This window comes from Streptomyces sp. AJS327, assembly GCF_013450295.1.
In the GTDB taxonomy this organism is placed as follows: domain Bacteria; phylum Actinomycetota; class Actinomycetes; order Streptomycetales; family Streptomycetaceae; genus Streptomyces.
Genome location: NZ_SKBR01000004.1, coordinates 248,980 through 261,973, shown reverse-complemented (window position 1 = coordinate 261,973; position 12,994 = coordinate 248,980). Strand labels below are relative to the sequence as shown.

Genomic DNA, 12,994 nt, shown 5'->3' with positions numbered 1-12,994 from the left:
GAACTTGGTGGACCCGGCCACGGAGAGGTTCATCTCCGAACCGGTCCTTGGGCCACCAGGGCCCAACGCGGCTTAGGCAACCACCTACTCGTGTCGTGCGGCGTCGAACGAGTCGGCGCCACAGATGTTTCCGAAGTAGCGGCGCCCCGCATCTGGTTCGACAAGCACGCCCGCGAAAGAGAGGGGTCACGAGATGAGCAAGATCACCTTCCGCGTCTCGCGTGACGGCGGGCGGACCTGGGACGAGCGGCGGTCGTTCGACGGCGCGCGTCCTGGGCTGATGCCGCAGCCGATCGCGTTTCCGCCCTGCTCGTGTCCGCTGCACCGAACCTCGGCCCGACCACGAGTGGAGGAAGTGAACCGTGTACCCGGCGAGTTGACGGTTCGCCTGCGATCCGGGGGCGGGGTGCCGTGACGGCGTCGTGGGTCACGTGCCCGCTCGCGGAGCCGACCTCGTCCGCGCCCGGCGCCTGCTGGGCCGCCCACGCCGTACTGACCACCGCCCCTCCCCTTCTCCTACGGGTTTGCCAGGGGATGTGCGTGTCCATCTGTTCTGTCCGCGAGACCGCTTGGGAGTTGTTCGTGAAGTTCGCGATCCGTGCGCCTTGGGACGGTCGATCGGCTCCGCTTCGTTCGCGTGTGGCGGAGTGGGTGATGTTCCGGTGAGGCGGGGGACGGTGGCGCGGGTGGTGCTGGGGGCCGCGTTGCGTCAGCACCGGATGACGGGCCGCTCCAGCACCCGTCTCGCCCGGGCCGCACGGCGAGCGGGGTTAACGGCCGCCGCTCTCAGCTTCGTTGAGCAGGGGCTGCACCCCCTCGACCAGGGCACGTTGAGGGGGCTGCTGGAGGTCTACGGTGTCCACGATCCTGGCGAACGTCGGGCGCTCACCCACCTGTTGGCCGCCGGGGAGCCAGCGCGGAACCCGGCGGGCGAGCTGGCCGAGGCCGACCGGGCTGACGGGGCGCCGATCCGCGACCTGGGTCCGGGGCACATCGAGCGGCTCGCCGGTCTGGAGGCCCACAGCACGCTGACCCGCGCCTACACCGCCGCCCTCATCCCCGCGCCGCTGCGCACCCGCGCCTACCAGGCCGCGCTCGCCTCCGCGTCCGCCCGGCCGCTTCTGGGCCGTCGGGACAGCGCGGCCGAAGCGGACCGCCCCGCCAGACCAGGGCAGACGGCTCTGCGCCAACTGCTGCTGGACAAGGCGGTGTTGCGTCGACCGGTCGGTGGCGCGCACGTGATGGCCGACCAGTTGGAGTACCTGCTGCACCTGTCCGGCCGTGACCTGCTCACCCTGCGGGTGCTGCCCCTGCGGTACGCGCCGCCGACCCTGGGCAACGCGCTCAGCGTCCTGACCCTGCCCGGGCACCGGGACCCGCTGCCGCTCTTCGAGTCGACCTTCGCCGTCCACTACAGCCACGGAACCGACGCCGTACGGCGGGCCGAACTGCTCGCCCGCGCCTTCCACACGGCCGAACCAGCGGGCGTCAGCCGTCACCTGGTGGCCGACGCACGCGGAGCGCTCCTGACGGGGACCCGCCGTGACCCACCACACGCACCCCGTATTCCCCCAACCACCGGCGCTCATCGCCTACTTATGAACCCCGCTGGCGAACAGGCCCGCCACCGCTCAGACGCGGGGGGAGGAGCCATGGCCGCCACGATCCCACCGGTTGAGCACCAAGGCGCCGCGTGGTGCCGCTGAACGGACCCACTCCACCCGTGGTGGCCGTCGGCTTCCGAAACGAGCGGACCCCCGCCCGGCCCCGGCCCGGAGCCTCGTTCTCGCGCTCACCCCTGTGTCGCGGTGAGTAGCGGTGAGTCGCACCTCGGGCTGTGTTCAGTCGCCCTGTCCCTACCCGCCCCGTTCGTGTCTGGAGTCCGGTGTGCCGTCCACGCCCTTATCCGCCGCGCGCAGGCCGACCGCAGCCGACCGCGTCGCGCGGCGCATTCACTTCGCCATCAGCACCGGGCAGTTGCAACCCGGTGACCGTCTGATCCAACGCCCCCTCGCCCGGAGGTTGTCCACCACTCCCTGGACACTGCGCTCCGCGCTGATTCAACTGGCCGCGAAGGGCGTGGTCGACTACCTCCCCGGCCGGGGCGCGGTCGTCCCCGGGGCGGGCCCGCCCGAACTCTTGCTCAACGGCCGGGGCGGCACCGCCGCTCCCCAACCCGCGCTTCCGCGACCCCCGGACCGTTTGATCACCCAGCTGGAGACGGAGAAACTCCACGCCCGGCTCGGACGCGGCGGCGACGGACTCGTGGTCGATGTCGGTTGCGGAACCGGTGTCTTCACCCGACTCCTGGCCAACTGGGGTTACACCACTCTCGGGTTGGACTGGGACGCGGAACAGGTGTCCCTCGCTCGCAGGGCCTCACCACCCACCATTCGCTACGCCCAGCACGACTTCACCCGCGACACCATGCCTGGCGATCCGCCCTTCCCACCCCGCACGGTGGACCTGATCACCACCCGCCTCAGCCTCCACTGCCTGCCACGTCCCCTCACCTGGACGACCTGGGCCCGCCACCGCTGGCTGCGTCCCGGAGGACGGCTGTACGTGATGACCGCCCTCAGCGACGGCACCACTCCGGTGGGACTGACCGATGCGGCCCTGGACGCGATATGCGACGGCTGGCAGGTCCTCCACCAGTGGCAGCTGGCCCAGACCCACGGCCGCCCCACCCACTGCCTCCTGCTCCGCAACCCGCCCCGCCGCCCCGCCAGTTGAACGTCTCCGCCCGTGAGTCGGCCGGAGAAGTCCGCCCGGTCGGGTCAACGCCCTGTCCGTGTCGCAGTTCTTGGAGGTTCGACCATGACTTCTTCCCTCGGAGCGTCGCCGGTGTCGGGCGTTGCTGACGCGTCCGTGAGTCGTAGCGTCACGTTCACGGTGAACACCGAACTCCCCGGCGCCGGTGAGGTGGATGCCTCGGAGGAGATGGTGCGGCGGGTGACCACCGCTGTGGAGACGGCTTTCGGCACACAGGTGGTCAGGCACGGTCCTGGTCTTCGGACCCTGCGGTTGGAATGCGGGTTGACGGTGCGGTTGCTGGCCGGGCCAGACCAGACGGGTGAGCGGGGCAACATCATGGTGAGTGCCGTCATCGGTGATCCGGGAACGGGGCAACGCGCGGAGGCCGTGTTGCGGTTGGTTCAGCGGATTCCGCTCACGACTGCGGAGTGGCGCGAGCTGACAGGGCAGATGCCGTTGACGGTGGGGGTGCCCCAGCACCTGCCATCAGGTTGCCTCTCGCGGACGGCTCCGGTTCTCGCGGTGCACCATATGAGGGATTTCCTGGTGCTGGTGGACGCGTTACGGCGCCTGGGTGTGCCACCGCGGCTGATGACGGTGCTGGACAAGGGCTACCGGTACCGGAACACGCTGCGGGTGGACGCGCACCTGCGCGCCCTTGGGGTTTCGGTGTGGCCCTGGCAGCGCGCCGAGGCGGCCCTGGCTGATCACGTGCGGCGCGCTGGGGAGGCGGGGCGTCGTGGGGTGTTGATCGATGACGGGGGATACCTCCTGCCCGTGCTGATCGAGCGGTGCCCGCGACTGCTGGACCAGTTTGACGGGTTGGTCGAGCAGACCACGTCCGGTATCGCGAAGTTGGCACGGTTCGACGCGCTGCCGCTACCGATCTTCTCGGTCGCTGAATCCCGCGTGAAGGCGGCTGTTGAGCCCTACGGGATCGCGGACGCGGCGCTGCGTAACCTCTCCGCCCTGCTGCCGGAGGAGAAGTGGGAGGGGCAGGCGGCGCTGGTGCTGGGGTTCGGGCGGATCGGTTCACAGCTGGCGGAGGTTCTGCGGCAACGCCGGATGCGCGTGGCTGTTCACGACGCCTCCACCGAGGCGTTGGTCACCGCGATGGAGCGAGGCTTCGAGACCGGGCGGGACCTGTGTGCGCTGCTGCGGCGCCACCAGCCGCTGCTGGTGGTCGGCTGTACGGGAAGAACGTCCCTCGGTGCTGAGCACGCGGTCAGCCTGCTGCGGGATTGCTACCTGGTCTCCACCACCTCCCGGGACCGCGAGTTCGATCTGACCGGGTTGCGGGGTGCCGCCAAGTCCTGCTGGTCGGCTGGTCGGCTCGGCTTCCACCTGGAGATGCCGCACAGTCCTCGTCCGCGTGTCACCGTCGTGGCCGACGGCTTTCCGATCAACTTCCACTTCGCCGAGAGCCTGCCGAACAAGTACGCCGACCTGGTGATGGCCTCGCTCGTGGTGGGTGCGGCCACCCTCGCGCGGAAGGGCAACGGCTTCGCCCCCGGGCACAACGTGGCGCGCACGGACGAAGTGCTGGGCGACTCCGGCCTGCTGGAGCGCTACTACGCCCGCTTCGGTCCCCATCACGCCACCACCGGCGGGGACGCCGAGTGATGAGGGAGAAGTTCTTCACCGGACTCGACATCGGCCTCGTCCTGCCCCACCCGGGGCCCGGCTACCTCACCACCACCCCAGACACAGCGGACGGCCAAGCCGTCCCCGCCGGAGGTCGCGTGCGCGACGCCACCACCCTGTGGTGGCTGCCCAGCAGCCCAACGACCGTGGCGGAGCAGGCCCGCACCGCGTCGGCCAGGGCACCGGTGGAGGTGTGTCCCGACGGTACCGAGGGGGAGAACATCGGCCTCGCTCTGGCCCTGGCCGACCACCTCACCACCTGCCGTGGACCGCGCGCCCGCATCGGTCCCTGTTCCCTGACACCGCCACCGCTCACGCCCGGATACCTGCGTCTACCGCACCTGGTGTGGGCCCAGACCCCACACGGCGCGCGTGACCTGCCGGTGTGGGAATCCCTCACCACCACCGAGGCCCGGCGATGGCTCGGCACCCGCCCACCCGCCGCCGACCTGGACTTCATCGAGCGACACCTGGACCAGCTCCTGCTCCTCAAACGCCGCGCACGCGCACACCCTACGGCCGCCGACGGGTCGGCCATCTCCCCCGCGCAGCGGTCGTTGAACCGTCTGCTGGCGCGAACCGGCCGCTACCTGTCGATCCGCTTCGTCCTTCAGCACACCGACCACTTCCGCAGCCTCCTGAACGAGACGGGTCATCACCGATGAACGACTGGACCACGCACGACCTCGGACCGCTCGCCCCCTCCTACACCCGCCACAGCGACACGCTCCGGGGCGCGCTGCGCCACGCCCTGGTCGACCGGGCCCTGGCCCACCACATGTCCCCAACTCCCCAGCGAGTTTTGGATGTCGGTGGTGGCACCGGTGTCCAGGCCCGGCTGCTGGCCGAACGCGGCCATCACCTCCTGATCCTCGATCCGGACCAGGAGATGCTGGCGCGGGCCCAGTCCGCCTGGCCGCCGCACGCGGAGGGGGTGCCCGGCAGCATCACCTACCGCACCGGGCCCGGTGAGCGGGCCGCCGAACTCGCGGGGACCGGCTGGGACGTGGTGCTGTGCCACGGCGTGCTGATGTACGTGGACGACCCCGCCCCGCTGTTGCGCGCCCTGACCCGGTGCGTGCGCCCGGGCGGTCTGGTCTCCGTCCTCGCCAAGGAGAGGGACGCCCTGGCCATGCGGCGCGGTCTGCGTCGCGACTGGCCCGGCGTGCTCCACGCCCTCACCAGCGCGGAGGAGACCGGCAACCTCGGTACCACCAGCCGTGGCGTCAGCCGCGCGGAGGTCACGCGCCACCTCGCCCACCACCACGTAGACCAGCTGCGCTGGTACGGCGTACGGATCCTCACAGACCACCTCGGCAACGAGCCGGTCACGGACGAGTTCGAGCAGATCCTCGAAGCCGAGTGGCAGGTGGGCGCCCGCGACCCCTACCGCGGGATCGCCCGCCTCTTCCACATCGTCGCCCGCGCACAAGAGGGCCAGGAGCCAGCGCGATGACGATGACGCTCACCACCGCGTGCGACGCCCTGGCCACCGCCCGGCGCTACTGCGACCAGCGCTGCTTCGCCTACCACGCCTCGTGGCGCTTCTTCCGCCGTACCGGTCTCAAGGGCAACCCCACCTGGCACACCGGCTTCTACCGCACCGCCCTCACCAACTGGTCACCATCCACGGGACGGTTACGCGTGCTGATTGCCGGAGCCGCCGACGAGACCGTCCTGGTCACGCTGGAACGCCTCGTGAACCGGCACCGGCACCGCCTGGAGGTTCATCTGATCGACACCTGCCCCACCCCTCTTCACCTGGCACGCGCCCACGCCCACTGGAGCGGTCTCCATCTGACCGAACGACTGGACCGCGCTCCCCAACTCGCCACCTGCGTACCACCGTTCGATCTGATCCTCACCGACGGCCTGCTGTCCTTGCTGCCCACCCCCGGCCAGCGGGCCGAGACCATCACCCGCCTCGTCCAACTCCTCGCGGACCAGGGGATGTTGCTGTACACCACCCGCGTCGCCGGCGATGCGGGAGTGCTGGAGTACGACCGCCTCGGGCGGCGGATCACGGCCGCCACCGCCCTCCTGACCTGGCCCGGCCCGCCCCACCAACGCCTCCGGATGGCGCGCTCCCTACGCGAACGCCCCTCCCGTCCCGCGCCGTTCACCACCGCGGAAGAGATCACCTCCAGCTTCGCGTCACACTTCGCCCACGTGCGCACCTACACCCGAAAAGCGCCCCACAGCCTTCCCCTGGCTCTTGCCCCCTCGGTACGCGCCGGGGTCGGCAGCACCAGCGTCGGCGTCGCCGCCACCCACGGGAGCGCACCATGACCTACCAGCCCCCTCACCTCGCCCACCACCCCGCACACCCCCAACTCGACGTGGAACTCGCCCAACTGGGATACGCGTGCGTGCACGGATGGCCCGACCAGCGGCCCATCACCCCCGCCCTGGTCCGCTCCCGCCTCGCCGCCCCCGCACTGGCACCGCCCACGCTGGTGGTCACGATCCGCACCCACCAGGGCGAGCTGGCCGCGGCCGCCGCGCTACGCCACCCCGCCTCCCCCACGGCGACCGCACGCCTGTGGGGACCACTCGTACACCCCACCCACCAACGCCACGGTCTCGGACACAGCCTGCTCAACGCCCTCACCCCCCACCTGCCACCTCCCGGCACGCGCGTCACCACCGCCGAGATCCCCCAGGAACGCACCGCCGCCACCGCCTTCCTCACCACCCGGGGCTGGACGGCGGACCACGGCGCGGTACTGCTCAAGGCCCCCCTGCCACTGCCCGCCATCCCCCATCCACCGGACGCGATCATCCGCCCCGCCAGGCCCGGCGAGGACCTGACCCGCATCGACGCGCTCCATGCCGCCGCCCGCCCGGGCGACCCCAACGCGACCGGCGCCGGGGTGAGGTGGGCCGCCGACGAACGCTTCGACCCGCCCTGTCTCACCCTCGCCGAGGCGGACGGTCGCCTGCTCGCCGCCGCGCTCGTCTACCCCCTGGCCCACACCCAGCCCCACGCCGAACCCGCCGAAGCCCTCCTCGGTGACCTCCTGCTCCACCCCCAAACACACCACCGCCCCGCCATCGCACTCCACACCGCCCGACGGGCGCTGGAAGCCGCCCACCAAGCCGGAGCCCACATCGTGCGCGCCATCGTTCCCGAACCCGACACCACACTGCGCGAGTTGACGCACCGTCTCGGTCTCACACCACGGGCCATCCTGCACTGCTACCGACCACCCCAGAAGTAGAACCAGGGCCGGTGAAGGCCGCCATCGAGACGGCCCTCCAGCCCCCGGAACGCTCCGCCACACGGGCTCCCCGAACTCAGTTCCGCGCACCTCCGGAATGACGCGGACGACGCCGACCCGGGCGAGTTCCCTGCCCTGCCATCTCGCCCGCACGATGTCCCCACGAAGGGGGCGACATCACTCAGAGGAAAGGCAACCCCCATGTCTCATGCCGATGTTGACCTCAAGGCACCGCCCCGCAGGCGTTTCGGGGCCGTCACCCTGGTGCGTGACCCCGACGGTCGTGTCCTGCTGGTCAAGCCCACCTACGAGGGCAAACGCTGGATCCTGCCCGGCGGCGGAGCCCACCAGGACGAAACCCTCACGACAGCCGCCCAGCGCGAGCTGCGAGAGGAAACCGGGCTCATCCGCCAACTCACACACCTCATCGCGCTCGACTACGTCCCCTTCAATCCCGAGAACGGAGTATCCGAGGGAATCAACGTCGTCTTCGACGGCGGAACACTGACCACCGACGACGCACACACGGTGACAATCCCCGACACCGCCCGCCACGAACTGGCCGGATGCGCCTGGGTCCACGCCCACCAGCTGGACGAGTTCTGCGCGCCGTACCAGACCCGTCGTATCCGTCAGGCCCTCAACGCCATCGATCGCGGCGCCAGCCTGCCCCTGCTCGAACTGGGTCACACCAGCACGTAACCTCCACGACCCGGCTCGGACCCCCAACTACCAGGCGCCACCCGGGCCGGGTAACACCCCTCCGGCACCACGCCCCGCCCCGCCAAAGAGACGGTGGCACGGAGACGACCAACCGGTCTCGGCGCCCCCGTGGGGCTACCGAAGATGGGTGGGTGGTGGTGCATCAGCAACACGTGATCTTCCTGTTGTCCTAGGGTTGGCGCCCCTCCCGGTACCGGTCTGGTACCGGGTCTTGTGCTTGCTGGGCGGAGTTGGATCATGCGCATGCCGTGGTGGCCGGTTCGGGGCGGCTCGTCTCCCCTGCCGCGCATACCGCTACGAACCAGGCTCAGGGAGGCGGGCACGCCGCTCGCAGTCCGTGCGATCCGGATGCACCTCACGGCTCGGGTGCTGTCAGGGACCGGCTCCGCCGTTGCCCCGATCGCCATGGCGTTCGCCGTGCTTCAGCTCGGGTGCGGGCGGGGCGGGGCGCCGTGGTTCTGCGGGCTGGTCAGCGGGCGTCGGCGGTTGTTCATGCCTGTGAGGACATGGGCGCGGTCGGCCAGGAGCAGGGCGAGTTCGGGGTACCTCGGCCGACGGCTTGCAGCATCTCTGCGATGGCTACGAGTTCCCCGATCCAGCGACGACTCCGCGACGTACCGTCCGCGGCACTGAGTCATCCCTCCGATTCCCCCGACTCGGCCCGCACCATGCCCTCCCGCAGCCTGCTCCACACGGCGAGGACCACACACACAGCCAGACAGCCCGATGCGGTGATCAGCAGTGCCGTGTCGGCGGCTGCTTCCGAACCCACCCCGCGGTCTTGGTCGGTGACGGCCCCGGCCAGGCCGACGCCGAGGCCGGCGGTCACGGTGATGACCGTCTTGGTGACTCCCGACGCCTCCCCGGCCCGCTCCGGCCGGATCACCGCCTGGGTGGCGATGAGCGTCAGTGAGTTAGCCGCTCCGAGGACCGCGCCGCCCACGGTGGCCACGGCTACGTACAAGGTGAGGGAGGAGGTCCGGGTGAGGCATGCCAGAACCAACGCTCCCCCGCACAGGCAGCCCACCATCAGCCGTACCGCGGCCCATGGCGGCACTCGCCCGGCGAGCGGCCCGGCGAGCGCCATGGCCAGCGCGGGGGCGAGGAACATGGTGCCCGCAAGGACGACCGAGAGGTCCCACTGACCCTGGAGCGTTAGGGGTACGACGAACAGGAACATCACGGTGGTGGTGTTGGCCGCGGCACCGGCCAAAGTGAGCGCCATATACGGCCCGTTGCGGAACAGGCTGAGCTCCACCAGTGGATGGGCTGCTGCCCGCTCACGCCGTACGAAAAGGATCAGCAGGGCTGCCGCTACGGTCACGCCCGTCAGCGCGGCGGGCCACGGCCAGCGAGGTCCGCGGTCGATGACGACGCAGAGCGCGGCGAGTGCGGCCGTGGCACCGGCCAGGCCACTCCAGTCGACGCTGCGGGGCGCGCTGGTGTCGTAGCTCTCGGCTGTACGTGAGGCGCAGACCGCGCCGAGTACGGCGAGGGGGACGTTGAGCCAGAACACGGCACGCCAGGACACCGACTCGGTCAGGGCGCCGCCGATGAACGGACCGCAGGCGGTGGCGATCCCGCCGATGCCGAGGGCCCAACCCGTGGCACGGCCCCGCAGCTCAGCCGGGTAGACGTTGGTCAGCAGGGACAGCCCCACCGGCATGATCATCGCGGCCCCGGCGCCCTGGGCCACCCGGGCGCCCACGAGGACGGGCAGGGTCGGGGCGAGCGCGCAGATCAGCGAGGCCGCGCCGAACACGGCAAGGCCCGCGACCAGGAGCCGCCGCCGGCCGAACAGGTCGCCGAGCCGTCCCGCCCCCAGCATCAGCGTGCCAGTGGACAGCAGGTACGCACTGATCACCCACTGGAGACCGTCTCCGCCCGCGTGCAGGTCGCGGCCGATCTGCGGCAGGGCGAGGTTCAGGCCGAACGAGTCGAGCTGGATGCAGAACACACCCACGGACATGGCGAGGAGTGCCCATCGCCGGGTAGCGAAGGGCGGCGTCGTCGCGCCGCCGACACCGTCCCTCAAGGTCGCGCCCTTGCTCATGACTGCCTACTTCTCCTCATGGTCGGCCTCTCTGGGGGTGGTTCTTGCTGCCGCCGCACGGCTGTGCGGCGGCACGAGACGCTGGTGGTGAGGGGGAAGGTCGCAGCCGAAGAACACTCCTGGACACGGAGCGCCGCTGCGGGAAAGGAGGAGGGATGAAGAAGTGGGGCCGGGATGGAGGGGCTACCCACGGGAAGTCCGATGTGCCACGTCGGCGGGACCGCTGCGTGGATGACTCACGCAAGATCCGTGCCTCGACGGGCGGTCGGGACGAGATCACCGTAACTGGTCCCCGGGCACTTGCCAACCCGTCCCTGCTCGGACCCGGAGAGCGAAAGAGGTCGGTAGAGTACCGAAATCCGCGCTGAACTACTGGTATATGGCGTTTCATCAGGCTGCGAGAAGGCATTCAGCCATCATGGGCAATGCTGCGGACTGTGATCATACGGTCGCATTGGGGCGCTCCTCTCCCTCGACTGCGCGAGTCGCGCTCCGAACCTCCGCGCCGCAAACTCCCAGTTGAACGCCCTGCGTTGGTCATCCCGCGGGTCGAGAGGTTTCGCGTCACGACCCGCCGACCGTGCATGGCGCGACCGAGCGGTCACTATCCGTACCGCCCAGCCAGGTTCATGCTTCCTGCGCCGATCAAGTGCCCTGGTCAGTCGCAGTGAAGCGCCCGAGAAATGCGGTCGCTCGGTGGGGTGGCCTGATCCCCCTCTGGGGCCTTGGCTTCCGGCTCAACCTCCTGTTAGGAATTTTATGCGGCAGACGAATGCCATTCCTGCACCTCTCCCCTCATGGATCAGGCGGGTTTAATGTCGTCAGATGCGCAAGGGATTGCTACTCCGATACGCCGGATAGCACCTACTCGCAGAGCGCGCTACAAGGCAGAGATTGCCTCGGTTTCTCCGGATTCGAGCAGGAACACCTTCGAGCAGTACGAAACATGTTTTCTCGGTGTCAGCCTGGAAAACAGCAACTTCACCACTCCCAAACTCACGAGCATGGTCAAGTGGATCTCCCGAAGGTTCGGACGATGCACCGTGCTCATCGGCGACAGTATTCATCGGCTCACTCTGGAGTCGACTCAGGAACTGCCCCCCGACCGCGCCAGGGAACGGGCGCTGGAGCTCGGCCGGCACTTTTTGGAGACCGAGGAGAAGGTGTTCCACGAGTACCGTGAGAGCACTGACTTCACCTTCCTGACCTGCGCAAAAGTTCAGGAAGGTGAGAGGTACGCCGAGTTCCACAGCAAGTTGCGGGCGTTCTTCGAGGAGGACGAAGCGTTCCGTTCCTCGGTTGAATCGTTCGGTCACGCCTATCACCGGAAGCGGGCTGACGGCATCAGCGGGGCCGAATGGGAGAAACGCATCCGGATGTCCAACGAGTACTTTCTCGAAGAGTTCGCCATCTTCGCCTGCCTCAAAGAGCAGGGGCTGCCAGTCATGGTGTATCCCGGATCGTTCAGCACCCTGTCCGAGATAGCCAAGGGCGAGCATCCAGGAGCCCCGGAAGAGTTGCGTGATCTCGTGGTGGTATCCCTTCATCTGAAAGGCCGGTGAGCATGACAGTCGAAGCTCGTGACCTGGTCCCCGAAATACGCCGGGGAAAGATATATCAAGACGTTTACGAGAAGCGTTCGCCCGACTTTCCCGCACTCGGCGAAGCACGCCTCGAAAGAGCCCGCGCAGTAGGCGGGGTGCTGGACTTCGGTGGTTCTGAGGCGCGCAGCCGGGCATTCCGGGACGGCGTTTTCCTCCTGGAGATTCCGGGCGAGCTCGACGTGTCGGCGGGTGACGCGTTTGCGCGTCAGTTCTTCGAGGGTCCGGCCGCGGCGCCGTACGGCCGGTTCCGCGACATCGGCAGCGACCACTTCGGGGATCCGCTGCTCGGCTTCCACCAGCGGATCAACCAGATCGAGCAGTTCCTCCTCGAACGCCGGTTCTGGTCCGCCGCCTATCCGCCAGAGATCACCGCCCTGGCCGAGTCGCTCACCCGGCTGTCGCGGCAAGTTCTGTGCTCCATCCTCTCCGCCGTGGGCATACCGGAGGGGGACTGGCGGCGGGCGACGGGCGGTTGCTCGCAGTGCGCGGGCTCGTATCACCTGACGTTCAATCACTACCGGCCTGCGCACGAGGACATCGGGCTCAGCTCCCACAAGGACGACGGGTTCCTCACCATCCTGCGGACGACCGCCCCGGGCCTCGAAGTCAGCCGAGAGGACCACTGGGAGACCGTCCCGGCAGACCCGGACTGCTTCATCGTCAACTTCGGCCTGTCCATGGAGATCCTGACCGCGGGCAGCCGCATGCCTGTGGCCGCCATCATGCACAGGGTCGCCCGCCAACAGGACGACCGGTCCAGCTTCGGGCACTTCAGCTCCAGCGGTTGCCTGCCCGGCGAGGACGAGGGCATCTACCGCTACCTACACGGCAGCGGCCTTGAGCGCGTCTGCGGCTCGCGCGAACTCATCGACGAGAACGACTACGAGATCTACGCCGGTACGGACGCGCCGGACGGATCGGACACCACCATCGCCCCGAGCCGCCCCGATGAGCGCCCCACTGCGAAGGGCGTACGCCAATGACCGCCAACG

Annotated in this window: 11 protein-coding genes; 10 read left to right on the top strand and 1 reads right to left on the bottom strand. The window is 69.3% G+C overall.

What is annotated here, in order from left to right:
* Window positions 1-662 precede the first annotated feature (662 nt).
* From E0L36_RS23030 to E0L36_RS22995, 8 genes are all read left to right on the top strand, one after another.
* On the top strand, window positions 663-1,706 hold the full coding sequence (locus tag E0L36_RS23030; RefSeq protein ID WP_180931205.1) for a Scr1 family TA system antitoxin-like transcriptional regulator: 1,044 nt from the start codon (window positions 663-665) through the stop codon (window positions 1,704-1,706).
* 181 nt (window positions 1,707-1,887) lie between these two features.
* Window positions 1,888-2,736: a methyltransferase domain-containing protein gene (locus E0L36_RS23025; RefSeq protein WP_180931204.1), complete on the top strand. Its 849-nt coding sequence runs from the start codon at window positions 1,888-1,890 to the stop codon at window positions 2,734-2,736.
* 159 nt (window positions 2,737-2,895) lie between these two features.
* Window positions 2,896-4,380: a hypothetical protein gene (locus E0L36_RS23020; RefSeq protein WP_180931203.1), complete on the top strand. Its 1,485-nt coding sequence runs from the start codon at window positions 2,896-2,898 to the stop codon at window positions 4,378-4,380.
* Entirely contained in the window at window positions 4,380-5,066 is a 687-nt protein-coding gene (locus E0L36_RS23015) for a hypothetical protein (protein ID WP_180931202.1), read from the top strand. The genes E0L36_RS23020 and E0L36_RS23015 overlap by 1 nt, the downstream gene beginning before the upstream one ends.
* Complete coding sequence (locus tag E0L36_RS23010; RefSeq protein WP_180931201.1) at window positions 5,063-5,857, top strand: methyltransferase domain-containing protein; 795 nt, start codon at window positions 5,063-5,065, stop codon at window positions 5,855-5,857. The genes E0L36_RS23015 and E0L36_RS23010 overlap by 4 nt, the downstream gene beginning before the upstream one ends.
* Entirely contained in the window at window positions 5,854-6,690 is an 837-nt protein-coding gene (locus tag E0L36_RS23005; protein ID WP_180931200.1) for a hypothetical protein, read from the top strand. The genes E0L36_RS23010 and E0L36_RS23005 overlap by 4 nt, the downstream gene beginning before the upstream one ends.
* Window positions 6,687-7,622 carry a GNAT family N-acetyltransferase gene (locus tag E0L36_RS23000; protein ID WP_180931199.1) on the top strand — a complete coding sequence of 312 codons (936 nt, stop codon included), beginning with the start codon at window positions 6,687-6,689 and terminating at the stop codon, window positions 7,620-7,622. Before E0L36_RS23005 ends, E0L36_RS23000 begins: the two co-directional genes overlap by 4 nt.
* A gap of 201 nt (window positions 7,623-7,823) precedes the next feature.
* Window positions 7,824-8,324, top strand: coding sequence for an NUDIX domain-containing protein (locus E0L36_RS22995; RefSeq protein ID WP_180931198.1), 501 nt, complete (start codon window positions 7,824-7,826; stop codon window positions 8,322-8,324).
* Between the two features lie 655 nt (window positions 8,325-8,979).
* Here the strand turns inward: E0L36_RS22995 and E0L36_RS22990 are convergent.
* A complete protein-coding gene (locus E0L36_RS22990) occupies window positions 8,980-10,398 on the bottom strand; it encodes an MFS transporter (RefSeq protein ID WP_258016518.1) in 1,419 nt (472 codons plus the stop codon).
* A 797-nt stretch (window positions 10,399-11,195) separates the two neighbouring features.
* Between E0L36_RS22990 and E0L36_RS22985 the strand changes: the two genes are divergently transcribed.
* Window positions 11,196-11,960, top strand: coding sequence for a tRNA-dependent cyclodipeptide synthase (locus tag E0L36_RS22985; protein WP_180931197.1), 765 nt, complete (start codon window positions 11,196-11,198; stop codon window positions 11,958-11,960).
* Between the two features lie 137 nt (window positions 11,961-12,097).
* Complete coding sequence (locus E0L36_RS22980) at window positions 12,098-12,985, top strand: 2OG-Fe(II) oxygenase family protein (RefSeq protein ID WP_180931196.1); 888 nt, start codon at window positions 12,098-12,100, stop codon at window positions 12,983-12,985.
* Window positions 12,986-12,994 lie beyond the last annotated feature (9 nt).

What these genes read in the sequence shown, in the direction of transcription:
- E0L36_RS23005 (WP_180931200.1), top strand. Translation starts at nt 5,854, where the DNA reads ATGACGATGACGCTCACCACCGCGTGCGACGCCCTGGCCACCGCCCGG.
- E0L36_RS23010 (WP_180931201.1), top strand. Translation starts at nt 5,063, where the DNA reads ATGAACGACTGGACCACGCACGACCTCGGACCGCTCGCCCCCTCCTAC.
- E0L36_RS22990 (WP_258016518.1), bottom strand. Translation starts at nt 10,398, where the DNA reads ATGAGCAAGGGCGCGACCTTGAGGGACGGTGTCGGCGGCGCGACGACG.
- E0L36_RS22985 (WP_180931197.1), top strand. Translation starts at nt 11,196, where the DNA reads ATGGATCAGGCGGGTTTAATGTCGTCAGATGCGCAAGGGATTGCTACT.
- E0L36_RS22995 (WP_180931198.1), top strand. Translation starts at nt 7,824, where the DNA reads ATGTCTCATGCCGATGTTGACCTCAAGGCACCGCCCCGCAGGCGTTTC.
- E0L36_RS23015 (WP_180931202.1), top strand. Translation starts at nt 4,380, where the DNA reads ATGAGGGAGAAGTTCTTCACCGGACTCGACATCGGCCTCGTCCTGCCC.
- E0L36_RS23000 (WP_180931199.1), top strand. Translation starts at nt 6,687, where the DNA reads ATGACCTACCAGCCCCCTCACCTCGCCCACCACCCCGCACACCCCCAA.